The organism is Halalkalibacter kiskunsagensis, from assembly GCF_037027555.1.
GTDB lineage: Bacteria > Bacillota > Bacilli > Bacillales > Bacillaceae_D > Halalkalibacter > Halalkalibacter kiskunsagensis.
The window spans coordinates 57930-84639 of the sequence record NZ_JAXBLX010000022.1 but is presented as its reverse complement, the minus strand read 5'-3'; the positions used below and the strand labels follow the sequence as shown (position 1 = coordinate 84639).

The window sequence follows — 26710 nt, the reverse complement described above, 5'->3', positions numbered from 1 at the left end:
CCGCTCATTGACCAGAGTTTGTTCAAAAAGGTAAAAATCGACCTTTTTGAACTTTTTTATAAAAATGACGAAAGGCACTGCAATGGCTACACTCGCTGCGCGCTTACTATGAGAAGTTCACTCATAGTAAGCTTAAAACCTAGCAGCTGCTCCGCTCATTGACCAGAGTTTGTTCAAAAAGGTAAAAATCGACCTTTTTGAACTTTTTTATAAAAATGACGAAAGGCAATACAATGGCTACACTCGCTGCGCGCTTACTATGAGAAGTTCACTCATAGTAAGCTTAAAACCTAGCAGCGGTTCCGCTCATTGACCAGAGTTTGTTCAAAAAGGTAAAAATCGACCTTTTTGAACAAACTCTTGAAACTTTTTCCTTATCTTTGTCATATTCATTCTATTAATACATATACTCTAAATGAATAGTAAGTATACTGAAGGAGGACAAGCCGTGAAAAGGATCGGAACCATTCTCATTATCCTCGTTATTTTATATAGCACTTATTATGACCTTACTATTGGTACATTACCCAACGGACTAACACAAGCTGTTGCGGAACAAAAAACTATTGAACAACAAAATAATTCAGTTGATAAAGATGAATCTAACCAAAATAGTGAATTAATTCTAGATGATTTGGAACCCGTTAAGGAAATTGTCGTTGAACCTGGTCAAACAGTTCTTTCAATCGTAGAACATCTTCACGAAGGTCCTATCTCTCCTTCAATCCAAGAAATTGTTCATGATTTCCAGGAATTAAATGGTGGGATTAAACCTGAAGAAATACAAATTGGAAAAAAATATTTTTTCCCACTTTATCAATAATTATCGAATGAGATTAAGTCACCTTCTCTTCAAATTAGACAATGCAATATAGTTAGTATTGTACTAAAAATGTCATATATTCCATCTCTTTTAAAGAACCATTACTTTATCCTTGCCAAACAATTACTGACATTGATAAAATGAATAAGATTCTCATAATGAGATAAAGGAGCGATAGGTCAATGACCGAAATAATACATCGTACAAAAACTCGCCCCGTAAAGGTAGGTAATTTAACTATCGGTGGCAATAATGAAGTAATTGTTCAAAGCATGACAACAACAAAAACACATGACGTTGAAGCGACTGTTGCTGAAATAAAACGACTTGAAGAAGCAGGTTGTCAAGTTGTTCGGGTAGCTTGCCCTGACATGCGAGCAGCAGAAGCTATCGCTGATATTAAAGCACAAATTAATATACCTCTTGTTGTTGATATTCACTTTGATTATAAGCTTGCTTTAAAAGCAATTGAAGGTGGAGCCGATAAGATACGGATAAATCCAGGAAATATTGGAAAACGTCATAAAGTGGAAGCTGTCGTTAAAGCTGCAAAAGAAAAAGGCATTCCTATTCGGATCGGTGTTAATGCAGGTTCTTTAGAGAAACGAATTCTTGATAAATATGGCTATCCAACCGCTGATGGTATGGTTGAAAGCGCCTTACACCATATTCAAATTTTAGAAGACCTTGACTTCCATGACATCATTGTCTCAATGAAGGCTTCCGATGTTAACTTAGCGATCGAAGCGTATGAAAAAGCTGCAAAAGCTTTTGACTACCCTCTTCATTTAGGTATTACAGAATCTGGAACTCTCTTTGCTGGTACAATTAAAAGTGCAGCAGGTCTTGGAGCAATTTTAAACATGGGGATTGGAAACACGGTACGAATTTCACTAAGTGCTGATCCAGTTGAAGAAGTGAAGGTAGCTCGTGAATTATTAAAATCATTTGGTCTTGCAGCAAATGCTGCAACACTTATTTCCTGTCCGACTTGTGGACGTATTGAGATTGACCTCATCAGCATCGCAAATGAAGTTGAAGATTATATTGCAAGTATTAAGGCACCAATTAAAGTTGCCGTTTTAGGCTGTGCAGTAAATGGTCCTGGTGAAGCGCGCGAAGCTGATATCGGAATTGCCGGTGCTCGTGGCGAAGGTCTTCTATTCATGAAAGGTGAAATTGTTAGAAAAGTACCTGAAGAAACAATGGTTGAAGAACTAAAAATTGAAATTGATAAAATCGCTGAAGAATACTTTAAAAAACAGCGTGAATTAGAAAAAGCATAAGCTGCGCTTATGCTTTTTTCTTTATATGTTCCCCGTTCTCATCCATTCCTTACGTTAAAAGAACGGAGAGAAAAAGACGGTCATGAGAATCGAAATTGCACCAATACCTATCGCCCAGTTACCAAGCGAAGTGGAGCCATAACGACGTGAAACAAAACCAACTACAATACCAGCTGCACCTAGCAATACCGGTAAGAAGAACAAAGATAAAATGGAAAGAACAATCGCAAATGTTCCGACGCCCCGGCCTGCCGTGACATCATCTTCATTTGCTTCGGCTGTGTCATTTCTCTCAGCCATTCCATTCATCGTTCCATATTCAACAGCTGTTTCTTCTTGGAAATTTGTAACAACTTGTTCATCATCTTTTTCTTCTTCTGTTAAATCAAGATCACGGCTATCTGCTCGGCCATTTTCATAACGCCCTCCATCAACATGGTTATTCACCAGTGTTAAAGAACGGTCATCTTCATCAACCAACCTTATTGGTTCATCTTTTGGATGTTCTCTATCTGCCATACGAATCCCTCACTTTCTTTTTTTCGGGGAACAGTTATAGTATGACGCACACAAGTATAATTATCGGTGTTAATCTTTTCTTGCTTAGGTAAGTGACTAGACCAACTGGGAAATTTCGTGTAAGGTTAAAATACAAGGAAATTTATTACGAGGTGACAAGATGAACAAAAAAAAGAGAATGGGACTGGATATCGATGGTACGGTAACCGATCCCAACACTTTTATTCCCCATTTAAATAAACACTTTAACAAAACGTTAACCCTAGACGACTTAACCGAATATGATCTAACCTCTGTATTGAATATTACTGAACAGCAGTTTTGGGAATGGATGGGAAAGTATGAAGCAACGATTTATGAACAAGCAAATCTAGCAGTACATGCTGAACTTACATTAAAAGAATGGACTAAAAGACATAACTTAATATATATTACAGCAAGACGAAACCATTTAAAAGAGATCACCCATAATTGGTTTGTATCGAGGTCTGTGCCATTTGACCATATAGAATTAGTTGGAAAACACGACAAACTTGATGCAGTACGGAAACATCAGTTAGATATTTTCTTTGAAGATAAACATGATAATGCTGTAGCCATTGCTGAGGAATTTAACATACCTGTCATTTTAATGGACACACCATACAATCGTCTCCCTTTACCTAAAAACGTCGTTCGAGCTCAAAGTTGGGTAGAAGCAAAAGATTGGGTAGACAACTGGTTACAGGAAACACCATGAAAGAAGGACTAGCGATAGCCAGTCCTTCTTAACAATACCAGAGTTTTTTCGTTACTCTTTTGGACGGAATGTATGACAGCACGTTTCTTTGATGTCATGAGCAGAATCTTTATGTTCCGCCTTACCGTAGGGTTCTTCTCCAGCCTCCATGCTATAGTCTTGACTAGCATGTGAATCAATTTCAACAAGGATCGATTCAGCTTGACACTTATTTCCTTCCCCCCAAAACGAACAATTAGCTACGTTACATTTTACGATCGGTTTTGTCATGTTTCATCCCCTCCTACACAATAGGATAAGGGATTCAAACTTTTTCATGCATTTTAAAATTTGGTATCTCCCCAACATAGTACCTCAGTTATTTGTATGATGACTAAGATGAGATTGCCTTGTAACTGTCTTGATCATCCATTTAATAAACTCCACTTCATTTTCCCTCAAATTCCGATTCAACTTCGATTCAAAGTCCTTAGCAAGATTCTCAACATTCATTACTCTTTCCATAGGAACACCTCACCTTACTCCTAAGAATAACGTTTTTAGTTTACTTGGCAACTCTTTTTAATCTTACTTCATCAAATTTACAATTATTTTATATTCCATTAACAATTATACCTGATTATCACATTATTGCAATCGCTTACATTCCTTTTTAAAAGTAGACTCTTATTAATTTGAGTCTACTTTGGTTATTTCATTGCAATCCTGACACTTCCCATAAATTTCAAACTTATGACCTGTTACCTGAAAATCTGGAAACTGTTGTCGAATTGAATCCATTGGACAGCTGTTAATGTGTTTCGTTTTTCCACATTCTAAACAGATTAAGTGGTGATGATGTTGTGTCGTTGAACAACTAAATCGAAAGCGTTTCTCTCCTTCAAGCTCTGTTTCCTCGAGTATGTTTAATTCAGCAAATAACGAAAGGTTCCGATAAATTGTATCAAAGCTCATTCCTGGATACTCGCTTTGCAAGCATTCTAATACATCTTTCGCCGATAAATAACGTTTTTCTTTTTCAAAAAAGTGTAACATATCTTCTCTTTTTCCCGTATGTTTATAACCCTTTTCTTTCAAGAGCTCCATTGCTTCATTTACATTCATGATCACAAGCCCCCTCTAACTTTTTTAATAGCTATAACAATTCCTAATAGGAACAAATTTAACATAACAATCATTCCACCTGTAGCTATTGCAAATTGGTAAGAAAAATACAACCCAAAAAGCATTGCTATTTGAGCAAATAAAATTCCATATCCAATCAATTGCTTAAAACTTTTCGCTATTTGAATACTTGTTGCCACAGGAATTACAACAAGTGCACCAACAAGTAATATTCCGACCACTTTCATTGATATCGAAATAACCAGCGCAATTAACAAGGCAAAAACAAAATTAGCTATTCTTATGGAGACCCCAGACACCTTGGCGAATTCCTGATCAAAAGAGATCGAAACAAATTCCTTATAAAACAAGGCAATCATACTTATGACAATGATTGCTGTTAGTAAAATAAAATGTAAATCACTTACCGTAACACTGACGATACTTCCAAACAAATATGAATACCATTCATTATAACCTGTTCTAGCTAAACTAATAAAGATTGCACTAAGTCCAATTCCTGTCGATAAAATAATGGGAATCGCTAATTCTTGAAAATGTCGATATACATCTCTGAGTCTCTCTGTGATTAAAGCTCCTAAAAGAGCAAAAACAACCCCCATATACATTGGGTTTATCGATTGAAACATCGGTCCTATTGTACCAAGTAATACACCTGCTGAAATCCCAGTCAACGTAATATGGGAGATAGATTCTGATATAACAGATATTCTACGAACAAGGAGAAAAGCACCTAAAACTGGCGCAATAAAGCCAATCACAATACCCGCGACAAGCCCTCTCTCTATAAAAGTCAACTGTGATAATACATCCATGCCTTATGAGCCCCTATTCCTTTAGTAAGATTAGCTCGGTTTCTGTGATTTTCTAAACAATCTGCCTGCTTTCCAGAAGGTCTTCTCAAACAGAATAACGACGAGCAAAATAAAAACAGCAATCATCACAATCATTCCACCAGGAGCTAGATCAAAATAAAATGCAAAAATCAACCCTGTAATGACAGCTATTTCACCAAATAAAACCGAATATAAAAACATTTGCTTAAATCCTTTAGCTAGCCTCATGGCTGCAGCGACAGGTAATGTCATTAAAGATGAAACCAGAAGAATCCCTACCACCCTCATTGAAGCTGCAATGACTAAAGCAACCATAATTATGAAGATAAAATTAATAAGCTTACGGTTAATGCCAGATACACGTGCTTGTTCTTCATCAAACGATAAGAAGAATAATTCTTTATAAAATAGAAATATAACAGTCAAAACAAGAACAGTAATAATACTTATCGTCCACAAATCTGAACGGCTAACTGCAATAACACTTCCAAATAAATAGTTGAAAAGATCATTGTTAAATCCATCAGCTAATGAAATAAATACAACACCTAACCCAATTCCACCAGATAAGATAATGGGTATGGCTATCTCTTTGTAGTATTTATAAGCATTCCTAAGTTGCTCGATTAAAAGTGAACCTCCAACAGAAAAAACCAATCCCATATATAAAGGATTGAGCCCTTGAAAAAAGACAACATGTTTAGCTAGCAGCAAACTAGCTGCAATTCCTGATAACGTAATATGAGATAGCGCATCTGCAATTAATGCGAGCCTGCGAACAACTAAAAAAACTCCAAGCATTGGAGCAAGAAGCCCTATCAGTAGTCCGGTGTAGAATGCATTTTGCAAGAACTCATAACGAAAAAAAGCTTCTATCATTCGTTAATGTCCTCCATGACTATGGTTATGGGTTAAGAGATGGACGTCATGTCCATAAAATGACGATAAATCTTGATTCGCCTCGAAGTCTGCCGTATTTCCGTGGAAATGAAGGGTTTTGTTTAAGCAAGCAACATCTGTTACATGATCTGTCATTGCTCCTATATCATGAGTAACGAGTACAAGAGTAATCCCTTTATCTTTATTTAACTTGTCTAACAAGTCGTAAAATTGTTTAACACTAGTGACATCGACACCTACTGTAGGTTCATCGAGAATTAATAATTCTGGTTCACTGACGAGAGCACGAGCGATAAAGACTCGTTGTTGTTGTCCACCAGATAATTCGCCAATGTTTTTATGGGTAAAGTCAGTCATCCCAACTTGAGCAATTGCCTCTCGAATGATTTGCTTGTGTCTTCTCGTTAGAAAACGGAATAATCCTATTTTTCCATACAACCCCATCGAAACAACTTCAAATACTGTAGCGGGAAATCCAGAATTAAAGCTATTTGCTTTTTGAGATACAAACCCAATTTTTTCCCATTGATGAAACTTTGATATACGTTGACCAAATAAGCGAATTTCACCTGATTGAGGCTGTAGCAAACCTAAGAGCAACTTAACTAACGTTGATTTTCCTGAACCATTTGGTCCTACCAGCCCGAGAAACGAACCTTTGTTTATATGTAATGATACATCTTCTAACACAGTTTGATTACCATATTGAAATGAGACACCATTTATTACTACTGCCTCATCTTGTTTAGGTGAACTCATCAATGTTCCTCCTTCTAGAGATAATTTATAAGAATAGTTACGATTTAGTAAACGTCCCCTCTTATTATAAAGGTTATTTTCATTCTGTCCACCTTTGAGCATTACTTACAATTTTTGCTATAATCAAGTTAATCAATCAAAAAGAACGGCTGAGGTGAGACATGTGGTAGAAAATCAAGTTGCGATTATTGATATGGGATCGAACTCCATTCGATTAGTTATTAATAAAATTGACTTTAAAGGATGCTATAACGAAATACACAACTATAAAACAGTCGCACGACTTAGTTCACATATTACAAAAAAAGGGAACTTATCAGATGATGGCATTGCGATCATCTTAGAGACACTTAATCGATTTAAAGATGTCATTCTCTTTCACAATGTGAAGAAATTGACTGTGGTGGCAACTGCCGCTATGCGAAAAGCTAAAAATCAGAATCAAATTGTTCAATTGGTTAAAGATAAGATTGATTTTGATATTCGCGTCCTCTCTGAATACGAGGAAGCTTTTTATGGATATTTAGCCGTAGTAAATTCCACAAATGTAGAGAACGGCTATACTGTTGATATAGGTGGTGGAAGTACTGAGGTTACATTATTTGAAAACCGAGAATTAAAGCATTATCATAGTTTTCCTTTTGGCGCGATTACGTTACAAGAACAGTTTTTTGGAGACAAGCAACCCACTTCAACTACCTTGAAAGCTCTGAAAAGTTATATTAACGAACAACTTCATACATTGCCATGGTTAAAAAGCAACCTAGAATATCCTGTTATCGGCATAGGAGGAAGTGCTAGAAACCTCTCTCTTATTCACCAAAGACAAACTGAATATCCGTTACCCGCTATTCATCAGTATGAAATTTCAAGGAATGAAATGATCAAGCTTAATGATATGTTGCAACAATCTACGTTTGAAGAGCGCTTACTATTAGATGGACTATCGAAAGAACGTGCCGATATTATCATTCCAGCAGCTGAAGTTATTTCATCACTCGTTTCCCACGTAAATGGAGACGCGTTCATGATGAGTCGGAAAGGTTTACGTGATGGTGTTTTTTATGAGGAACTTTTAAAGAAAATGGAAACAACGCACTTTCCAAATGTAGTAGAAGAAAGCTTCCACCGACTGTCTCACAATTATGAAGTGAATATTGAACATGTAAATCATGTATCTTCACTTGCTATTCAACTATATAATGAACTTTCTTCATTTTGCCCTGTTGATCATACATCTGAAAACGCATGGACTTTACTTAATCAAAGCGCAAGAGTTCTTTATATCGGTGAATATATTAATAATGATGCTAGTAGTCAAAATACGTTCTACTTATTAACTAACATGACCATTGAAGGTCTTTCACATCGTGACCAGCTTGCAGTAGCCTTTATTTCTTCTTTTAAATCAAAAGCACAACTACTTAAGTATGCAGAACCTTTTTTGCAAATGGTACAGAAAAAAGATCTGAAGTTTTATGAATTTCTTGGCTCTATTATGAAGCTAGCATATTCATTGGACCGAACTCGAAGAAAAGCAATTCATAAAGTTGGTCCAATAGAAAAAACGGAGGACGAATTAACCCTTTCTTTTTATTATCAAGAGGAGACGTTCTTTGAGAATATGCAAGCAACTAAAAATAAGAAGCATATAGAGCGTGCAGTAAAACATCCAATTCATTTCCGTTACATCCCGATCGAAGTTCTGAAATCGAAATCTTAACATAAAATTTACAATCAGCTGTTAAAATGGAAAGGACGAAACTAGCAGAGAGGTTGAGTACAGTGCAAAACAATATCGTAAGTCAAGAACATGTTGACATTAATAACCCAACCTTTTATAACAATCGTGAACTTAGTTGGCTAGCCTTTAATGAACGAGTTTTAGAAGAAGCAATTGACGAGCGAAATCCACTGCTCGAACGCTTAAAATTTTTAGCGATTTTCAGTTCAAATCTCGATGAGTTTTTTATGGTACGAGTTGCAGGATTGAAGGATCAAGTAAAAGCTGGATATAATCGACCTGAAAACAAGGCAGGTCTAACTCCTAAGCAACAATTAAAACATATATCCGAAAAAAATCATCGCTTGGTAAAATTGCAAGATACCGTTTATACAAAAACGCTTGTGCCTCTTCTTTTTCACGAAGGATTTCAATTTTTATCAATCGATGAATGCAATGAGGAACAGATACAATTTCTAAAAAAGAGATTTCAAAATTATATTTTTCCGGTACTGACACCAATGGCCATAGACGCGTATCGGCCTTTTCCAATGCTTTTAAGTAAGAGCTTAAACCTTGCTGTCATGTTAAAGAAACTTGGAAATGTGGAAATAAAAGATCAATTAGCAATTGTCCAAGTACCTGCTGTTTTAAATCGGTTTATTAAACTTCCTTCAGAAGATGGGCAATGTGAGCAATTCATTTTACTCGAAAATGTGATTAGTTATTTTATCGGGGAGTTATTCAATGGATTTGTCGTAAAATCTGTGTCACCCTTTCGCATTACACGTAATGCAGACATGACCATTCATGAAGAAGGCGCGCGTGATCTTTTACGTGAAATTGAAAAAGAATTAAAAAAACGAAAATGGGGAGCTGCTGTCCGCTTAGAAATGCAAGAAGGTCTCATGAATCAAAAAGTACTTAATCTTCTATTAGATGTACTAGAGCTACATGAGAATGACGTATATTCCTTTAATGGTCCCTTAGACTTAACGTTCTTATTTAAACTTTACGGACAACTTGCTAAAGATCATGAGCATCTAGCTAATGAGACATTAATTCCACAACCTCCTGAGGACCTAATTGGTGAAGAAGATATCTTTCAAGCTATTTTAAAACAAGATATCATCCTCCACCATCCATATGAATCCTTCCAACCTGTTATTGATTTTATTGCACGAGCAGCAGTGGACCCTGACGTCCTTGCCATTAAACAAACTCTTTATCGAGTAAGTGGAGATTCTCCGATTATTCATGCACTCGCACAAGCTGCTGAAAACGGAAAGCAAGTAACCGTACTTGTTGAATTAAAGGCACGCTTTGATGAAGAAAACAATATTCAATGGGCAAAAAAATTAGAAAAGTCCGGCGTGCATGTCATTTACGGGATAACAGCATTAAAAACCCATAGTAAGATAACACTTGTTGTCCGCCATCAAGATGACCAAGTTCAACGCTTTGTTCATTTAGGAACTGGAAATTATAATGATTCAACAGCTAAGCTGTATACGGACATTGGCTTTTTAACGACCAATGATCAATTTGGAATCGATGCAACAAATTTTTTCAATTATTTAAGTGGATATAGTGAAAAACCTAATTGGTATCATCTCGCTACAGCCCCTTTTGAAATAAGAGAAAAGTTTCTTAGTTTAATTGATCAAGAAATTGACATTCATAAAGGCGGTGCCAAAGGGCACATAGTAGCTAAGATGAACTCTCTTACCGACAAACCGATTATTTTGAAATTATATGAAGCATCCCAAGCAGGGGTTCAAATTGATTTGATTGTGAGAGGAATTTGTTGCTTACGTCCTGGAATTAAAGAGGTAAGTGAAAATATCCGGGTAATTAGCATCGTTGACCGCTTTTTGGAACATAGTAGAATTTTCTATTTCCACAACAATGGTGACGAAAAAATCTATTTGTCCTCTGCAGACTGGATGACAAGGAATATGGAAAAAAGAATAGAAATTCTCTTCCCTATTATTAGTGATAATAACAAAAATCGAATCAAAGAGATACTAGACATTACCCTTCAAGATAATACCAAAACCCGACAACAGAATGCCGATGGTAGCTATCAGTATATTGAGAGACCAACTCATGCCCAACCTATTCAGAGTCAACTGCAATTTCATGAAATTGCATCTAGGTTCACCGAAAGCGAAGAATAGTCTCAGCCATTAACCTATACAAAAAGAAACGAAGCTACGTAGCTTCGTTTCTTTTTGTACTAACTATATTTTTTGTACTTTTCTAGAACGTAACTTTTTTGTAACCACACCTTGTTTAGGCGAAAAGAAAAAGGCAAGACCAAACATTGTCGAGGCAACGAGAACAATGGAAGCACCCGATGCAACATCATATATAACTGAGTAATACATTCCTACAACCGCTGAAATAACTCCAAACACTGCAGATAACAAAAGCATCACAGGTAGGCGGTCAGTTAATAAATATGCGGTTGCTCCTGGTGTAATCAGCATAGCGACAACTAGTACAATGCCTACAGTCTTTAATGAAGCTACTGTTACAAGCGATAATAACAACATGAGTAAGTAATGAATTAAGTGAACTGGTACTCCAGTTGCCTTAGCCATAATTGGATCAAATGTACTCAATAATAACGGACGATAGAAAATGACAATCATAAGCAAAACAAACGTCCCAATTCCAACAGTAACTAATAAATCACTTCTCGAAACCGCAAGGACATTCCCAAAAAGGATATGCCATAAATCGACCCCAGTTCCACGAAGACCTGTGATCAATACTATCCCAAGAGCAAATGCTGCCGTAAACATAATTCCAATAGCAGAGTCGTCTTTTATCCGACTATTTTGAGAGACATATCCAATAGCTAGAGCTGTTAAAACACCTGTAATCGTGGCACCCACAAAGAAACTTGCTCCAATCATATAAGCGATGACCACTCCAGGTAATACAGCATGAGAAATAGCATCGCCCATTAGAGCCATTCCTCGTAAAATAATGAAACAACCAATTACTCCACAAATGATCCCTACTAATACTGCAGCCACTAAAGCTTGTTGCAAGTAAGAATAACGCATTACTTGATCAATAAACATTGAAATGTCACTCATTACTCACTCACCACCATCATGTTTTCATTAGAACCAAATAATGTGATTCTTCCTTTATATGTCTTTTGTAGTATATCTGGTTGATATACCTCGTTGACTTTTCCATATTCAATCAGCTCTTTATTAATTAGTAACAATTCATCAAAATATTGTTCTACTTTACTTAAGTCATGGTGAACAACAAAGACTGTTTTTCCCATATTTCTTATTTCTCTGAGCAAATTGATAATAATTTCCTCAGATGTAATATCAATTCCTACAAATGGTTCATCCAAAAAAAACAAGTCAGCATGTTGTGCTAAGGCACGTGCAATAAATACTCTTTGTTGCTGTCCACCCGATAATTCACCAATTTGGCGCTTGGCAAACTCAACCATGCCTACCTTATCAAGAGATTCAGCGACGATTTCTCGATCCTTTTTATCTGCTTTTTTATACCAAGGAATATGTGTAAACCGTCCCATCATTACAACATCTTCAACCAAAACTGGAAAATCCCAATCAATTTGGTTACGCTGTGGTACGTAGGAAATTTGTTTTCTAACATTAGTAACTTTTTTCCCTAGAATAGTCACATTTCCTTGTGCTTTCTCGAGTCCAAGAATAGCTTTTATTAAAGTCGACTTACCAGCACCGTTTGGCCCAACGATTCCAATTAACTTTCCTTCTTCTGCACAAAAGCTAATATTTTTAATCGCTTGGTTATTCTCGTAATAGACCGAAAGTGATTCAACTTTTAACACATTATCCAACAGCTTCTCCTCCAATCTAATAAAAATTCCTTTAATGTTGCCATAATGCAACTTTTACGTAATAGGACTCCCTTTAGTTATTTTTTCCAAAGAGCTGTTAACTTTATTATATGAATATGTTGAAATTTAAGTAAATAAATGAATGAATAAAAAGACATAAAGAATTATCACAACATCATATGGGTATATAATGAAAAAGGTGCAAAATTAGGACAGGGAAGAAAAGTTTCCCTAAGCAAACTTTTATCTTTATCAATTATAGTCCTTCTTCTCCTTCTTGTAAATGAGCTTATATATTTTCTTTTTTTAAGAGCTTAGAACTGGCTCATCCGATACACAAAACCAAAACGCACTACAAAAAACCCACTATAACGTTCCTAAAGTGGGTTAATCTGTGAACAAGATCAGTGATTTCCTAAAGGTAAGGAAATAATGACAGTTGTTCCCACACTATACGTACTATCTACTCGAAAATTGCCTCCATGGTCTTCAATAATCTTTTTACATAAAGGAATACCAATCCCAGTTCCTCTTTCTTTTGTTGTGAAAAAGGGTTTACCTAGTTGTTTTAAAACCGATTGGGGCATTCCTTTTCCATTATCTTTTACTTGAATGACATAATTCGCTTCGTCAACCATTGTTTCTATTTTAAGCATTCGATTAGCATTGGATTCTCCATAGGCTTCTACAGAATTACGTAATAAATTTAGCAAAACTTGCTTAACCATTGATTCATTTACATAGACTTGCTTATCTGTATCACTTAATTCAAGTTGGAATTCAACATCATGGAGATGACATTCAGCTTTAATGATTTCTGTCAATGAATCCATTATTTGAACCGGAGATTGCCATCTTCGATCCAACTTTCTTCTTGAAACAGATAAAAAGTCTTCAAGAATTCCATTCATACGGTTTAACTCAGACATAATTGTATCGTAATATTTTTGATGATCATTTGTTAATTGTGCTAATTGCAAAAAGCCTTTAATAACAGATAAAGGGTTTCTTAATTCGTGCGCCACGCCTGCAGCGATATGCGAAACGGCTTCCATTTGATGATGAAACGTAAGTAGGTTCTCAAACTGTTTTTGAAGTGACCTATCTTCATAAATAACATACACAATTCCATTATTAGAAAATGGAATCACACGGACACGATATAATGTATCTTGATCTTCAAAATCCTGTTCTTGTTTACTTTTGTTTACTAATGCCTCTTGAATTAGGTGCAAACTAAATGAAATAATAGGTTTTTGCATACTTAATTCAACCAATGAATAAACATGCAAATCCGCTTCACTCATATTAATAATTTCCATGAAAGCGCTATTCCATTTTTCTATATGTAAGTTTTCGTTAATTTTTAAGAAAGGAACACCTAATTCCTCAATAAGAATATGTTGCTCAATCATTTTTTCCTCCGTGAGTGTCGATGACTGTAATTGCGCAGGCTGACTCATTAATGAAGATTCTATTTTCCTCTTTGGGGCTGTTTGTTTTTCTAGGTGCTTATTTTCCATAAGGCCCCACCCCCCTCTTTTTCAAACAGTAATAATCCCCTTCAACTAGTTTCCTTTTTTCTAAGTTTCTCTCTCCTAATTCGATATGACAGACAATATTTCCTTTTTTTCTGCACATTTTCTTATTGAATTCATACACTGTCATTATGATTAGGGATGAAAAGGGGTGCTTTCATGAATGCTATTATACAACAACTTATTAATAATAAGGTGAATTCTTTAACAACAAATGAACTTCTAGATCTTGCAAACCAGTATAATATTAAAATTAGTTCCGCTCAAGCTGAGAAAGTCATTTCTATTTTACGTTCAGAAAAGATTGATGTAACAAACAAAGCACAAATTGAACGATTGATCCAGCGTCTTCAAACAGAAGTAGATCCTCATGTTTCATCTGTCGTACAACAATTGTTGCAACAATTTAGCCAATACCTATAACAAATAACAAGAAAAAATATCATAGAAAATCCATTACAAAAAGGTGACTAGAGCGGTATTAGTAAACCGAATCTAAGTCACCTGTTTCTTATACTAGTATTTTTGAACGTACGTCTTCGTTGAACTCTCCTGTAAGTAGCATTTCAATTTCATGCTTATATGGAGCTTTTTTATTTTTTTTATCTTCTCCAACAAAAGGGGTTTCAAGAATTTTTGGTACTTCAGCAAGTTGAGCGTGATGAACAATATAATGTAGACTCTTATAGCCGATATGACCAAATCCAATATTCTCATGACGGTCTTTTGCAGCTCCACGCTCATTTTTACTATCATTTATATGCAAAACTTTTAAACGGTCTAATCCAATAATACGGTCAAACGAGTCAAGGACACCATCAAAATCAGAGACAATGTCATACCCAGCGTCATGTGTATGACATGTATCAAAGCATACGGATAAACGTTCATTGTGTGTAACACCGTCAATTATTGCCGCTAACTCTTCAAACGTTCTTCCACATTCTGAACCTTTCCCTGCCATTGTCTCAAGAGCTATTTGTACGTCATGTTTTTCTTCAAACACAACGTTCAACCCTTCAATTATTTTTTGAATTCCAGCTTCAGGACCAGCACCAACATGAGCACCAGGATGCAAAACAATTTGCTTTGCGCCAAGAGCTTCTGTTCTTTCAATTTCTGAACGCAAAAAGCGTACGCCTAACTCAAAGGTTTCTGGTTTTGTTGTGTTTGCAATGTTGATAATGTAAGGTGCATGAACAACAATGTCAACCATCCCATTCTCTTTCATATGAGATAATCCAGCTTCAATATTTAACTCCTCGATAGCCTTACGTCTAGTATTCTGTGGAGCTCCTGTATAGACCATAAATGTATTAGCTCCATAAGAAGCAGCTTCTTCACTAGATCCAAGAAGCATTTTTTTCCCACTCATTGATACATGAGAACCTAATTTAACCGTCATTTTCCCCTCTCCTTTTTAGAACGTGTTCAAAAAGTAGCTGGCAATGGCTTAAAACGCGCAACGGTTTCACTCTGCGGTCTGAGTCATTCAAAAAAAGACAATGTCCCTTATTTAATAAACTCTTTTTACCATTACTTTTTCTTCCGTCTTTGTCTTTGTTCTTCTTTTGCTTGTTTAAAACGAGCTTTCTTCTTATAAGCTGGCTTTACTTTTTTGCTCTTAGCTACAGCCTTGCCACCAGTTCGCTTCTGCTCTTTTGGCTTAGTCGTAGTTTTGGTGCTTGTTTCTGAAGAGCGAGATGTTTTTTTCTTTCCAGGTACACCAAGTGGCGCTCGATCAAGCTTTACCCATTCCCCTTGCTTGAAATCATAATACGTAAATTTCACTCCACGTTTTAATAGCTTTTCAATTGCTTGCTGATCATGTTCTTCATAGATTGTAAACGCAATTCCGTCCAGTCCAGCACGTGCTGTCCGGCCGACACGATGAATATAAAAGTCTAAGTCTTTTGGCAATCCATAATTAATAATATGGGTTACTCCTTTAACATCAATCCCACGTGCGGCTAAGTCAGTAGCAACTAGGTATTGTACTTTCACTTCTTTAACATGTTTCATGACTTGCTTTCGCTGTCTCGGTTGTAAGCCGCCATGAAGTCGTTCTACATTCAAGCCAGCTGCATGCATGGCATCAGCAACCTCATCAGCTTGCTCTTTCGTGTTCGTAAAGACAATTGCTAAATATGGAGTAATTGATTTAGCTAGTTCAACAACAAATTTAATCTTTTCACGATGTCTAAGTGGAATAATACGATGTTCTATTTTTGTTGCCGTGACATGCTTAGGTTCAACTTGTACATGACGTGGATCCGTCATATATTTCTTCAAAAATGGTTGAAGTTTTTCAGGAATTGTAGCAGAGAATACCATCATCTGTAACGATTCTGCCATTCTTGATGCTACCTTATCTACATCGGCAATAAAGCCCATATCTAGCATCTGATCTGCTTCATCTACAACAAGCATTGTTGCAGTGTATACTTGAAGTGCTTTTTCTTCAATTAGATCTGCCATCCGTCCGGCAGTTCCAACAACAATTTGCGGCTGCACTTTCAAACTATCAATTGCTCGTGAACGATCCGTCCCACCAACTAAAAGCTTGGCCTGTATTTGCTCATCTTCTGGACAAAACTCTAGCAGTTTTTTTAGTTCATCAAACAACTGTCCCGCTAATTCACGTGTCGGTGCTGTAATCACAGCTTGTACCTCGTCCGTTCTAGGGTCAATCCTATCTAGAATAGGCAACAAGAATGAAAGAGTCTTTCCTGTACCTGTCTGTGACTGACCAATCACATCTTTTCCATTACGAATAGCAGGTATTAACCTCTCTTGGATGTCAGTCGGTAACGTAAACCCCTGACTACTAAGTGCTTCAATAAGAAAAGGCTTAAGCTCAAACCTCTTAAAGTTTTCTGATTTCATATTAATTCCAACTTCCTTCCGCATTCCTTCGTGCAATACTTCATTTTATCACACTTTGTCGAATTAGTAATTAGAAAAACAAACATCAAGCTATTTAGTCAGAAGGTGTTTCCTCCTTACTAATTCTATTGATGCATTTCTCACCGCATATTACATACATGCATATATTGATATGAGTAACCCTATGTTCTGTTTTTTTTCACTAGTTTTATTCTTCCCAAAAATAGTGAGTGGTACACTTTTCAACGATAGATTACTTCAAGAAAAGGAGAGGTAAGAATGCAACAATTTTTCGGGCCACCCTTTGGTTCTATCCCTATGCAACCACCAGTCCCAATGCAAGGCGGATTTATGCCTCAAGCTACCAGTATGATGACACAGGCAGGATCCCCAGCTTTTCATCCAATGGCTGGAGCAGGAACACAAGCATTAAGAGGAGGAGGACTTCTGTCAAGGTTATTTGGATTAGGAGGTGGTTCAGCACAGGCAACTGGCTCCTCTTTCATGGGGGGAGTTCCAACTGCTGCAACTTCAGGCGGTTTAAATTTCACAACGATCTTAACAAATGCTCAGCGGGTACTAGGACTAACACAGCAAGTTGTACCTATGATTCAACAATATGGTCCACTTATTCGAAACGCACCGACAATATGGAGGATTATGAGAAGCAATGATTCTACTGAAGGTGCTAATCTTGAACCGACCGATAGTATTGAACCTTCATCGATGGCCATTCAAGATGAAAATGAAAACATCAATATGTCATCAAATGTCAGTGAAAAAAGTCCTTCAAGTAAGTCAAAAATTGAGGCCACTTTTCTAAAACCCAAAACAATTCAAGGTATCCCTGCACCAAAATTGTATATTTAAGGATATACAAGGTAAACTATTTATAAAAAGACCATATTTCGAACATTTTTTATTGACAAGAATCGCACATTGATAGTAAAATTTACTTTTGTATTTTTTTGTGTTATAATATGGTTACTACTCGATTGGAGGAATGCCCATGTTTAAAGTTGGTGACCACGTTGTCTATCCTTATCACGGAGCAGGAACAATTCAAGATATTGAAGAAAAGGATGTATTAGGAGAAACTCACTCTTATTTTATTCTTAACTTCCCGCTCGTTGATGTGAAGCTTATGCTTCCAGAAAGTAAGATTAATGATTCTGGCTTGCGTAAAGTGATAGACCAATCAGAGTTAGATTCACTTGTAGACGCCTTACAGAACGGACCAGATATCCCGCCTTCTACAAGTCATTTTTCTCGTGAAACCGAAAACCTCTTAAAGAGTGGAAGTATTATTGACGCTGCTCACCTTATTTCATCTCTTTCTAGGAAGCAAACGGAACGGGCAAACGGCCTCCATATCCAAGACCGTAATCACTTACAAAAAGCTCGTCAAATGATCGCTAGTGAGCTAGTCCTCGTGAACGATATGACTGAGGAGCAAGCTTATGAATTCATCGATGATGCGCTTATTGAGCTAAAAGAAGCATAAGCATTGTCAGGTGAATGAAACTCCATTATACTATATAGCAGGAAAACAAGGCTGTCTCAAAAACAACATTCTGTCTCCCTCTTGACGGCGAGACAGAATCACTATGAGACAGCCTACTGTTGTTTTCATTTAACTTTTAAATTCACTCGTCTTATTTGTTCATTACAAGATGGGTCTTACTATAGGAGGCTTTTCATGAATGTAAAGAAGATTTCTCCAAGAGGATATTGCTACGGGGTTGTTGACGCAATGGTACTTGCTAGGCAAGCTGCCGCAAACTTGGACTTGCCAAGACCGATTTATATTTTAGGAATGATTGTTCATAACAAACACGTGACTGATGCATTTGAGGAAGATGGGATCATTTCTCTTGACGGACCGAATCGAGTTGAGATCCTGAAGCAAGTAGATAAAGGAACAGTAATCTTTACAGCCCATGGCGTATCTCCAGAGGTTCGGAAACTTGCAAAAGAAAAAGGACTTACTGTCGTCGATGCAACTTGCCCAGATGTTACTCGCACCCATGATCTTATACGTGACCAAGTTGCAAATGGATATGAAATTATTTACGTAGGAAAGAAAGGACACCCTGAACCAGAAGGAGCTATTGGGGTTGCACCTAATTTTGTGCATCTTGTTGAATCTGTTGAAGATGTGAAAAACTTAACTATAGAAACAGAAAAAATTATTATTACGAATCAAACAACGATGAGCCAGTGGGATGTTAGTGACATCATGAAAAAAGCAATGGAAGTCTACCCAAGTGCAGAAGTTCATAATGAAATTTGCCTTGCTACTCAAGTGCGACAAGAGGCGGTTGCTGAGCAAGCAAAAGACTGCGATCTCGTTATTGTAGTTGGTGATCCCAAAAGTAACAACTCAAATCGTCTTGCGCAAGTGTCAGAGCAAATTGCAGGGACAAAAGCCTATCGTGTAGGGGACATTACAGAGTTACAGCAAGAATGGTTTAAAAATGTTAAAACAGTTGGTGTCACTTCAGGTGCATCTACACCAACTCCAATTACAAAAGAAATAATTTCTTTTTTAGAAACCTATGATACAGATCAAGAGTCTAGCTGGAAACCTGAGCGTAAAGTAAGCCTCCAAAAAATCTTGCCAAAAGTTAAAACTAAAAATTAAGAGTAAAAAACCACCTAAGCTGGTGGTTTTTTTGTGCAGAAAACCTTTTATACAAATTGAAAAGGGTCGGTATTCAGGTTGGACGCTACAACAGTTGTCTCAAAATTGTTTGATTTTAAATATAGGTCAAAAAACTCTTTTACTCCGTTTTTCATTATTTTTTCGACATTGTGACCAGGATCAATGATATTTAACCCATCCATCATTGCATCATGAGCAACATGGTAATAAACGTCACCTGTAACAATCACATCAGCGCCTTTAAATATTGCATCTTTCATATATTTATTTCCATCACCGCCAAGAACTGCGACTTTATGCACCTCTGTCGTTAAGTCGCCAACTACACGAGCTCCGTTTACATCAAAGGCTAGTTTTACCTGTTTTGCAAATTCACCAAGTGTCATGCTTTGCTCAAGCTTTCCAATACGACCAAGGCCAACCACTTCTCCCTTATTATCAAGAGGGTACACATCATATGCCGGTTCTTCATAAGGATGAGCTTTCACAATCGCTTGGATCACTTTATTCTGAAGATGACTCGGAATTATCGTTTCTACTTTGACTTCATCTACAAATTCTAAAGCTCCTTGTTTTCCAAGAAAAGGATTCGTTCCCTCTTCTGGCATGAAGGTTCCTTGTCCTTTGCTATTAAACGTACAATGGCTATAATTGCCTATATGTCCTGCACCAGCAGCACTCATTGCTTCTCTTACTAGTTTAATATGAGTTTCTGGAACAAACACAACAACCTTCTTTAATGACCGTGTCTGGGTTGGAGAAAGAACCTCGACATCTTTTAAGTGAAGCGCTTTTGCCATCATATCATTTACTCCCCCATTTGCAATATCTAGGTTCGTATGAGCAGCATAAATCGTAATATCATGCTTGATCGCTTTAGCTACAATCCTTCCGTGAGGGGTTGCAACATCAATCTTTTTCAATGGACGAAACAAAAGGGGGTGATGAGCAACAATTAAATCCACTTCACCGTCTATCGCTTCATCTATCACTTCTTCTAAGACATCTAATGCGACCAGAACCTTTTTTATTGGTTTGTTTAATGTCCCGATCATCAAACCGTTTTTATCTCCCTCAACGGCTAGAGATTTAGGTGACCACGTTTCAAAGTGTTGAATCAGAGCTTGTCCATTTATTAACTTTGGCACTGTAATACCTCCTCTACCATTTTTATTTGATTCATTAAACTTTTGCGCTTTTGTTTGACTTGTTCACTTGGAGTTGCTTTTTCAAACTCAGATACAATTCTTTTCCAATTAAGTAATTCATAACTCCACTTTTTCTTAAAAATACTATTACACTCTTTCATTAAAAAAGGACCTAATAACAGCTTTTGTTCAAGGTTGTCTTGATACAATTTTGTATCATCTCCCTGCCTTGCAACAAGGATCTCATAAATTTTATCGTCTTCCTCTAGAATTTCTTCTGAAGTTAATAACCACCCGTTATTCCGTAGCCACTTTCGGATGATATCTGCTGAAACATTCGGTTGCAGGATAAGAGTTGACACTCCTTCTAATTTTTCTTGTCCCTCTTCTAGGATAGCGGCGATCAAACCTCCACCCATACCAGCGATCGTAATGGTATTTACTTCTCCTTTGTCTAAAACTGCAAGACCGTTCCCTTTTCTCACTTCGATTCGATCACGTAGCCCTACTTTGATTACTTGCTTCTTAGCAGATTGAAATGGCCCTTCATTCACTTCTCCAGCAATCGCACGTAACTCTGGATCCTGTAAACATAAATAACAAGGTAAATAAGCATGGTCGGACCCAATATCCGCAATCCTCGCTCCTTTTTGTACATAAGTCGCCACCCGTACTAACCTCTCAGATAACTGTCTTTCATTCATCAAATCACCTATTATGTATAAATTTATAATCAAAAAATTCCTCATATCTTAGTTTTCCTGAGAACTGTTTCTTGTTTATTCTACCCTCTTCACCGAGATTACCTTCTTAAATCGTAAATAAAAAAGACGGTTGGTTGAAATGAATACGGTACTACTATTATATAGAAAAGACGAGAGTAAAATTGCACACTCTCGTCTTAATATTTATTCAGATTCTGCTAATAAGTACTGAGCAATTGCATCCGCTTCAACATCATTTAAATTCGAGACTGCTGGCATACTGCCAATACCGCCAGTAATGATATCAGCAATTTCTTCCACAGAATATTTGCCATCAAGTCCTGTTAATGCTGGACCTGCTCCACCACTAAGGTCGCCTCCATGACAACCAATACATGACTGCTGTGCAAGTTCTTGACCAGCTGTAACAGGATCATCAAATTCTGTTACTTCTTCAGTTTCATCCGTATCATCTGCATTCATTTCTGCACGTTGGTCTAGTCCAACAAATGAAAGTACTACCATCAGCAAGATACCAAGAATGGCTGTGATTGCAAATGGTAAAAGTGGTCTTCCTTTCATCGTCATATCCTCCTTTAAATATTATCAGAACACATATCGTCAAACAACTATGTAGACGCTTTTATTGATTTCCTTCTCATTCTACTCGAATTTGTCTACAAAGAAAAGGGATTCCTACTACTTTTGCTTTTTTTGTCACTCTTTTATCTTACCATGAAGTAAAACAAAAGGAATAAACCTATTGCACCCGCTACTGTAAATATACGATTAGACCATTTCCAGCCTGCTAATATCCACACTATGCAATGTAGCATAGTAAAAGCCATTATTAATGTTACATTTCCATTTGTGACGACTGACACCATTTTATTAGTTAAAAGAAAAAGCAAGAGTGCAGTATTCATATAATATATAGATGAGAATATTGAATTTATCGTCTTAGTGGCAATCAATAACAGAGCAAGAGAAAATGGTATAACGATCGCGATTTGCATTATTAGCGAAAAATCAGTAAAATAAATGACAAGAACTGCTAAAACAAACAAAGATTGGACCATGATAAACGATATAAAAGACTGACCAATGAGTAAATTAAATTGATTTCTTTCTTTTTCTTTTGTGAACTGCTCTCCTTCTGTATACAGTGTGAGCAAGAAATCACAATAATGATCAGGTAATAGTTTAGACTGTTTCCAATTTTTTATTTTTTTAATAATTATATTTTTTCTTTTCTCGTCCATTTTATTCCTCCCGCCAACCATTATGACAGAATATGAGCAAGTGAAAAGGCCTGACTCCTAATAACCAATATAGGAGATATATGTTGATATCTCCTATATGTTTTCGGTGGAATCAGACCCATTACGAAGACGACCTTGTTTCTTTTTATGTCCTCTTATATACTGAATTTAGTTCTTATTCAAGAAAATCCTTCAAGCGTTTACTTCTGCTTGGATGACGAAGCTTACGTAATGCTTTCGCTTCAATTTGACGAATACGCTCACGTGTAACACCGAATACTTTTCCGACTTCTTCTAATGTCCTTGTACGACCATCATCTAAACCAAAACGTAGACGTAAGACATTCTCTTCTCGGTCAGTTAACGTATCTAATACATCTTCTAATTGTTCTTTTAATAATTCATAAGCTGCTGCATCAGAAGGTGCCAACGCTTCTTGATCTTCAATAAAGTCACCTAAATGCGAATCATCCTCTTCTCCAATTGGTGTTTCTAACGACACCGGTTCTTGAGCAATTTTGAGGATTTCTCTTACTTTATCCGGTGTGAGTTCCATCTCTTGTGCCACTTCTTCTGGTGTTGGTTCGCGACCAAAATCTTGAAGAAGTTGACGTTGAACACGTATCAACTTATTAATCGTTTCGACCATGTGAACAGGAATACGAATCGTTCTTGCTTGGTCAGCAATCGCACGTGTAATCGCCTGCCTAATCCACCAAGTAGCATAAGTACTGAATTTATATCCTTTTTCGTAGTCAAACTTTTCAACAGCCTTAATAAGTCCCATATTCCCTTCTTGAATTAAATCAAGAAATAGCATTCCACGACCGACATAGCGTTTGGCAATGGAAACAACTAAACGTAGGTTCGCTTCAGCTAATCTTCTTTTTGCTTCTTCGTCACCTTGTTCAATTCGTTTGGCAAGCTCAATTTCTTCTTCAGCCGAAAGAAGGGGAACACGACCAATTTCTTTTAAGTACATTCTAACAGGATCATTTATTTTTATTCCTGGCGGTACACTTAAATCATTTAGGTCAAACTCTTCTTCATCTTTTGCTGCTTGTTGGAGATTCGGGACAACATCATCCGTTTCATTCAAAATCTCGACTCCCTGTTCACCCAAGTATTCAAAAAACTCATCCATCTGATCAGAGTCTTGATCAAATGCTGCAAGTTTTTCTGTAATCTCAGCATAGGTAAGTACCCCACGCTTTTTACCTATCTCCACTAATTGTTCTTTCACTTGATCGAGAGACAATTCACCTTCCGCTAGTGGGCGTAATGGTTTATCTGCCATTCGATCCCCTCCTTCCATTGTTCACAACCAAAGCATCTTGCCTTTATATGTTACTGAAGCTCTTGTTTCATACGATTAATCTCCATTAAAAGCTTTGCTGCTTCTAAAGGATCTTTCTCCCGCTTCATTTCTAGTTCTTTTTGTTGTATTTGTACCCGCTTTGGATAAGTTTCAATCAATTTCATATAGTCGAATAATTCTTGTTCTTGATATTCCTCATTTAATGAGAGCATAGCAAGCTCAGTAGCAATTCTCAGTAGCTTCTCATCCTGCAATTTTTGAACAAACTGACTTGGATCTGCTTCGTGCCCCTCACCATAATAGCTAAAAAGGTAAGCCGCTAGCGCCTGGTGCTCATCAATATTGAATTCCCCACCAATACGCTCTTGGACAAGTTCAGCTATTTCAACATCTCTCATCATATGAGCTATTAAATAACGCTCTGCATTTTGATAAGCAGGTAACAGCTTCTTTGCTTCGATAGACTTTCGCTTTGGTGCTCGTGCTTCCGATTTAGCCTGATATGGTTCTTGTTTTCGATTCGCTCGAAAAATTTGGTATTGCTCTTGTTTTAACGCATCAAGTGAGAGGGAAAATTCATCTGCTAATTGCCTGAGATAATGATCTCGCTCGACAGCTCTTGATAACGTTGAGATTTCAGTTAAAACCTCCTCAATGTAATTCATTCTTTCTGCTTCATTTTGCATATTCTTTCCTATACGCAAATAACGCATTTTAAATGACATTAAGGTTAAGCTAGCCCCTATTACATCCGATTTAAAGCGATTGGCACCGTATGTACGAATATAGTCATCGGGGTCCAGTCCGTCAGGCATCTGGGCAACTTTCACTACACAGCCTACTTGCTCTAGTATAGCAGCAGATCTGAAAGCAGCCTTTGTCCCTGCTTTATCTGAGTCATAACAGATGGTTACTGTTTCTGCATTACGTCTGATCACCTTTGCTTGATCTTCCGTTAAAGCAGTACCAAGAGTAGCAATTGTATTGGTCATTCCCGCTCCCCAAGCTGCAATGACGTCTACATACCCTTCAAATAAAACAGCAACTCCCTCTTTACGGATAGATGGTCTAGCTAGATGAAGCCCATAAAGTGTCTGGCCTTTATGAAAGATGGGTGAATCAGAGCTATTTAGATATTTGGGCTTTTCATCAGAAATTGTCCTTCCCCCAAAAGCAATTACATTCCCTTGACCATCCCAGATAGGGAACATCAATCTGTTTCGAAAACGATCAAAATATCCCTCTTTTGATTCACGTTCTCCAATTAGACTTGCCTTCACCATCTCGTCTAATGAAAAATTACGTTTATTTAGTACTGTAACGAGAGCATCCCACCGATCAGGAGCAAAACCAATTTGAAAGTGCTCAATTTGCTCTTTTGTAAATCCTCGGTCTTTGACATAAGTCCGCCCTTCTGACCCTTGCTCTGTTAACATAAGAACATGATAATAAAGTTTAGCAGCTAATTCATGAGCTGAACGCATAGTTTCTTGCGGTCCTCCAGAGGAAGTCTCATGAGTTGTTATTTCAGGCAGTTCAATATTTGCCCTACCACCAAGTTTCTTAACTGCTTCAATAAACGATAATCCTTCAAGTTCCATCAAAAAAGAAAAAACATTTCCACCTGCACCACACCCAAAACAATGGTAAAGCTGTTTATCTGGTGATACAGAGAACGAAGGTGATTTTTCACCGTGAAAGGGGCATAATCCAATATACTGTCGACCTTGCTTTTTTAGTTGTACAAAATCACTTATTACTTCGACAATATCTGATGAGCGCCTAATAAGCTCAACCTTTTCATCCGGTATTCGATTGCTCATTGTGTCATCACCATTCTTAATCATACCAATTTCTCTATAAATTCGAGCTTTTTTGCTATGTTCCTTCTTTTTCTGTAAGAATTTTTGCAAACTGTTCAATAAATTTCAAACGGTCAACTTGTCGAAATGGTTTTGGACCTTTTGTTTTCTCCCCCATTCTCCTTTGTTTTTGAGAAAGATAACGAGCGTCCAACATTTGTAATATCGTATCTTCTTGATAAACAACTCCACGAGGTGATAATGCCAGTACTCCTTTCGAAAGTAGAATTGATGCAAGTGCATGGTCCTGTGTTACACAGACATCTCCTTTACGCACTTTATTCATCAAATACAAATCAACAGCCTCTTTTTCATTATCCACAGTTACAACTTTAGCTACCTGCGGTAATGTCAAAGTATGGGCATAGGATGACACAAATACCATCTCTACATTATGCTGTTTACAAATTTCTACTATCTCACTTTTTACTGGACAAGCATCAGCATCAACATAAATAGTTCGTAGTGAAGGATTCATAGTAGTTGAATTCAACATTCCCTTCAAAAATCCTGCTATCATTTTAAAGAATTTCGTAGATATTTGTCGAACGAAATGCATTCAAGATGCTTCGTTTTTTTATCCCTTACTATCATTACCAAAAAACGAAGAAAAAGTCTTGACTTTTAAAATTTATTTGTTCTTTTTTTCTTTATGACTAAAAAGTCAAATCTTTTAGAATCACAATTCTTTATTATACGTAACTTTCACTGCTTTGGCTAGGTAAACATTCTTTAAAGATTACAAAAATCAAAGG

At 36.9% G+C, this 26710-nt stretch carries 28 protein-coding genes; 9 read left to right on the top strand and 19 right to left on the bottom strand.

Going from position 1 to position 26710, the window contains the following annotated elements; all coding sequences use genetic code 11:
* Positions 1-448: 448 nt before the first annotated feature.
* Complete coding sequence (locus SLH51_RS14195; RefSeq protein WP_335961980.1) at positions 449-823, top strand: hypothetical protein; 375 nt, start codon at positions 449-451, stop codon at positions 821-823.
* Between the two features lie 191 nt (positions 824-1014).
* Positions 1015-2109, top strand: a complete 1095-nt coding sequence (gene ispG, locus SLH51_RS14190) for a flavodoxin-dependent (E)-4-hydroxy-3-methylbut-2-enyl-diphosphate synthase (protein ID WP_335961989.1) — start codon at positions 1015-1017, stop codon at positions 2107-2109.
* Between the two features lie 54 nt (positions 2110-2163).
* Here ispG and SLH51_RS14185 read toward each other — a convergent pair whose 3' ends face one another.
* Positions 2164-2628 carry a DUF4190 domain-containing protein gene (locus SLH51_RS14185; protein WP_335961978.1) on the bottom strand — a complete coding sequence of 155 codons (465 nt, stop codon included), beginning with the start codon at positions 2626-2628 and terminating at the stop codon, positions 2164-2166.
* Positions 2629-2788: 160 nt separating this feature from the next.
* On the opposite strand from SLH51_RS14185, the gene SLH51_RS14180 reads away from it, so the two are divergent.
* Entirely contained in the window at positions 2789-3367 is a 579-nt protein-coding gene (locus SLH51_RS14180) for a hypothetical protein (protein WP_335961976.1), read from the top strand.
* Positions 3368-3418: 51 nt separating this feature from the next.
* On the opposite strand, the gene SLH51_RS14175 is transcribed toward SLH51_RS14180, so the two are convergent.
* The 6 genes from SLH51_RS14175 to SLH51_RS14150 form a co-directional block, all read right to left on the bottom strand.
* Entirely contained in the window at positions 3419-3637 is a 219-nt protein-coding gene (locus SLH51_RS14175; protein WP_335961975.1) for a DUF1540 domain-containing protein, read from the bottom strand.
* Positions 3638-3721: 84 nt separating this feature from the next.
* Positions 3722-3871 carry a hypothetical protein gene (locus SLH51_RS14170; protein ID WP_335961974.1) on the bottom strand — a complete coding sequence of 50 codons (150 nt, stop codon included), beginning with the start codon at positions 3869-3871 and terminating at the stop codon, positions 3722-3724.
* Positions 3872-4036: 165 nt separating this feature from the next.
* Positions 4037-4471, bottom strand: a complete 435-nt coding sequence (locus tag SLH51_RS14165; RefSeq protein ID WP_335961973.1) for a Fur family transcriptional regulator — start codon at positions 4469-4471, stop codon at positions 4037-4039.
* A gap of 2 nt (positions 4472-4473) precedes the next feature.
* Positions 4474-5307, bottom strand: coding sequence for a metal ABC transporter permease (locus SLH51_RS14160; RefSeq protein ID WP_335961972.1), 834 nt, complete (start codon positions 5305-5307; stop codon positions 4474-4476).
* A 30-nt stretch (positions 5308-5337) separates the two neighbouring features.
* Positions 5338-6207 carry a metal ABC transporter permease gene (locus SLH51_RS14155; RefSeq protein WP_335961971.1) on the bottom strand — a complete coding sequence of 290 codons (870 nt, stop codon included), beginning with the start codon at positions 6205-6207 and terminating at the stop codon, positions 5338-5340.
* A 3-nt stretch (positions 6208-6210) separates the two neighbouring features.
* The gene (locus SLH51_RS14150; protein ID WP_335961970.1) at positions 6211-6987 is read right to left on the bottom strand and encodes a metal ABC transporter ATP-binding protein; all 777 of its coding nucleotides are present in this window, start codon (positions 6985-6987) and stop codon (positions 6211-6213) included.
* Positions 6988-7150: 163 nt separating this feature from the next.
* Here SLH51_RS14150 and ppx point away from each other — a divergent pair, with 163 nt between their 5' ends.
* Positions 7151-8710: an exopolyphosphatase gene (ppx, locus tag SLH51_RS14145; protein WP_335961969.1), complete on the top strand. Its 1560-nt coding sequence runs from the start codon at positions 7151-7153 to the stop codon at positions 8708-8710.
* A gap of 62 nt (positions 8711-8772) precedes the next feature.
* Complete coding sequence (locus SLH51_RS14140) at positions 8773-10890, top strand: RNA degradosome polyphosphate kinase (RefSeq protein WP_335961968.1); 2118 nt, start codon at positions 8773-8775, stop codon at positions 10888-10890.
* Between the two features lie 63 nt (positions 10891-10953).
* Here the strand turns inward: SLH51_RS14140 and SLH51_RS14135 are convergent, their stop codons facing one another.
* The 3 genes from SLH51_RS14135 to SLH51_RS14125 form a co-directional block, all read right to left on the bottom strand.
* Complete coding sequence (locus tag SLH51_RS14135; RefSeq protein WP_335961967.1) at positions 10954-11820, bottom strand: metal ABC transporter permease; 867 nt, start codon at positions 11818-11820, stop codon at positions 10954-10956.
* Positions 11820-12572: a metal ABC transporter ATP-binding protein gene (locus SLH51_RS14130; protein WP_335961966.1), complete on the bottom strand. Its 753-nt coding sequence runs from the start codon at positions 12570-12572 to the stop codon at positions 11820-11822. Before SLH51_RS14130 ends, SLH51_RS14135 begins: the two co-directional genes overlap by 1 nt.
* 404 nt (positions 12573-12976) lie before the next feature.
* Positions 12977-14095, bottom strand: a complete 1119-nt coding sequence (locus tag SLH51_RS14125) for a two-component system sensor histidine kinase NtrB (protein WP_335961965.1) — start codon at positions 14093-14095, stop codon at positions 12977-12979.
* A gap of 174 nt (positions 14096-14269) precedes the next feature.
* On the opposite strand from SLH51_RS14125, the gene SLH51_RS14120 reads away from it, so the two are divergent.
* Positions 14270-14533 carry a DUF2624 family protein gene (locus SLH51_RS14120; RefSeq protein ID WP_335961964.1) on the top strand — a complete coding sequence of 88 codons (264 nt, stop codon included), beginning with the start codon at positions 14270-14272 and terminating at the stop codon, positions 14531-14533.
* Between the two features lie 88 nt (positions 14534-14621).
* On the opposite strand, the gene SLH51_RS14115 is transcribed toward SLH51_RS14120, so the two are convergent.
* Both SLH51_RS14115 and SLH51_RS14110 read right to left on the bottom strand, forming a co-directional pair.
* The gene (locus SLH51_RS14115; protein ID WP_335961963.1) at positions 14622-15515 is read right to left on the bottom strand and encodes a deoxyribonuclease IV; all 894 of its coding nucleotides are present in this window, start codon (positions 15513-15515) and stop codon (positions 14622-14624) included.
* 131 nt (positions 15516-15646) lie between these two features.
* Positions 15647-16996, bottom strand: a complete 1350-nt coding sequence (locus SLH51_RS14110; RefSeq protein WP_335961962.1) for a DEAD/DEAH box helicase — start codon at positions 16994-16996, stop codon at positions 15647-15649.
* A gap of 279 nt (positions 16997-17275) precedes the next feature.
* Here SLH51_RS14110 and vrrA point away from each other — a divergent pair, with 279 nt between their 5' ends.
* From vrrA to SLH51_RS14095, 3 genes are all read left to right on the top strand, one after another.
* The gene (gene vrrA / locus SLH51_RS14105; protein ID WP_335961961.1) at positions 17276-17866 is read left to right on the top strand and encodes a VrrA/YqfQ family protein; all 591 of its coding nucleotides are present in this window, start codon (positions 17276-17278) and stop codon (positions 17864-17866) included.
* 139 nt (positions 17867-18005) lie between these two features.
* Complete coding sequence (locus tag SLH51_RS14100) at positions 18006-18500, top strand: CarD family transcriptional regulator (protein WP_034625011.1); 495 nt, start codon at positions 18006-18008, stop codon at positions 18498-18500.
* Positions 18501-18695: 195 nt separating this feature from the next.
* On the top strand, positions 18696-19640 hold the full coding sequence (locus SLH51_RS14095) for a 4-hydroxy-3-methylbut-2-enyl diphosphate reductase (protein ID WP_335961960.1): 945 nt from the start codon (positions 18696-18698) through the stop codon (positions 19638-19640).
* 47 nt (positions 19641-19687) lie between these two features.
* On the opposite strand, the gene SLH51_RS14090 is transcribed toward SLH51_RS14095, so the two are convergent.
* From SLH51_RS14090 to SLH51_RS14060, 7 genes are all read right to left on the bottom strand, one after another.
* The gene (locus SLH51_RS14090) at positions 19688-20809 is read right to left on the bottom strand and encodes a Nif3-like dinuclear metal center hexameric protein (protein ID WP_335961959.1); all 1122 of its coding nucleotides are present in this window, start codon (positions 20807-20809) and stop codon (positions 19688-19690) included.
* A complete protein-coding gene (locus SLH51_RS14085; RefSeq protein WP_335961987.1) occupies positions 20797-21513 on the bottom strand; it encodes a tRNA (adenine(22)-N(1))-methyltransferase in 717 nt (238 codons plus the stop codon). The genes SLH51_RS14090 and SLH51_RS14085 overlap by 13 nt, the downstream gene beginning before the upstream one ends.
* A gap of 204 nt (positions 21514-21717) precedes the next feature.
* A complete protein-coding gene (gene cccA, locus SLH51_RS14080) occupies positions 21718-22095 on the bottom strand; it encodes a cytochrome c550 (protein WP_335961958.1) in 378 nt (125 codons plus the stop codon).
* A gap of 143 nt (positions 22096-22238) precedes the next feature.
* Complete coding sequence (locus SLH51_RS14075; RefSeq protein ID WP_335961957.1) at positions 22239-22775, bottom strand: hypothetical protein; 537 nt, start codon at positions 22773-22775, stop codon at positions 22239-22241.
* A gap of 175 nt (positions 22776-22950) precedes the next feature.
* On the bottom strand, positions 22951-24072 hold the full coding sequence (gene rpoD / locus SLH51_RS14070; protein WP_335961956.1) for an RNA polymerase sigma factor RpoD: 1122 nt from the start codon (positions 24070-24072) through the stop codon (positions 22951-22953).
* Positions 24073-24122: 50 nt separating this feature from the next.
* The gene (dnaG, locus tag SLH51_RS14065) at positions 24123-25916 is read right to left on the bottom strand and encodes a DNA primase (RefSeq protein WP_335961985.1); all 1794 of its coding nucleotides are present in this window, start codon (positions 25914-25916) and stop codon (positions 24123-24125) included.
* 55 nt (positions 25917-25971) lie between these two features.
* Positions 25972-26514: a YaiI/YqxD family protein gene (locus SLH51_RS14060; protein ID WP_335961955.1), complete on the bottom strand. Its 543-nt coding sequence runs from the start codon at positions 26512-26514 to the stop codon at positions 25972-25974.
* Between the last annotated feature and the right edge of the window lie 196 nt (positions 26515-26710).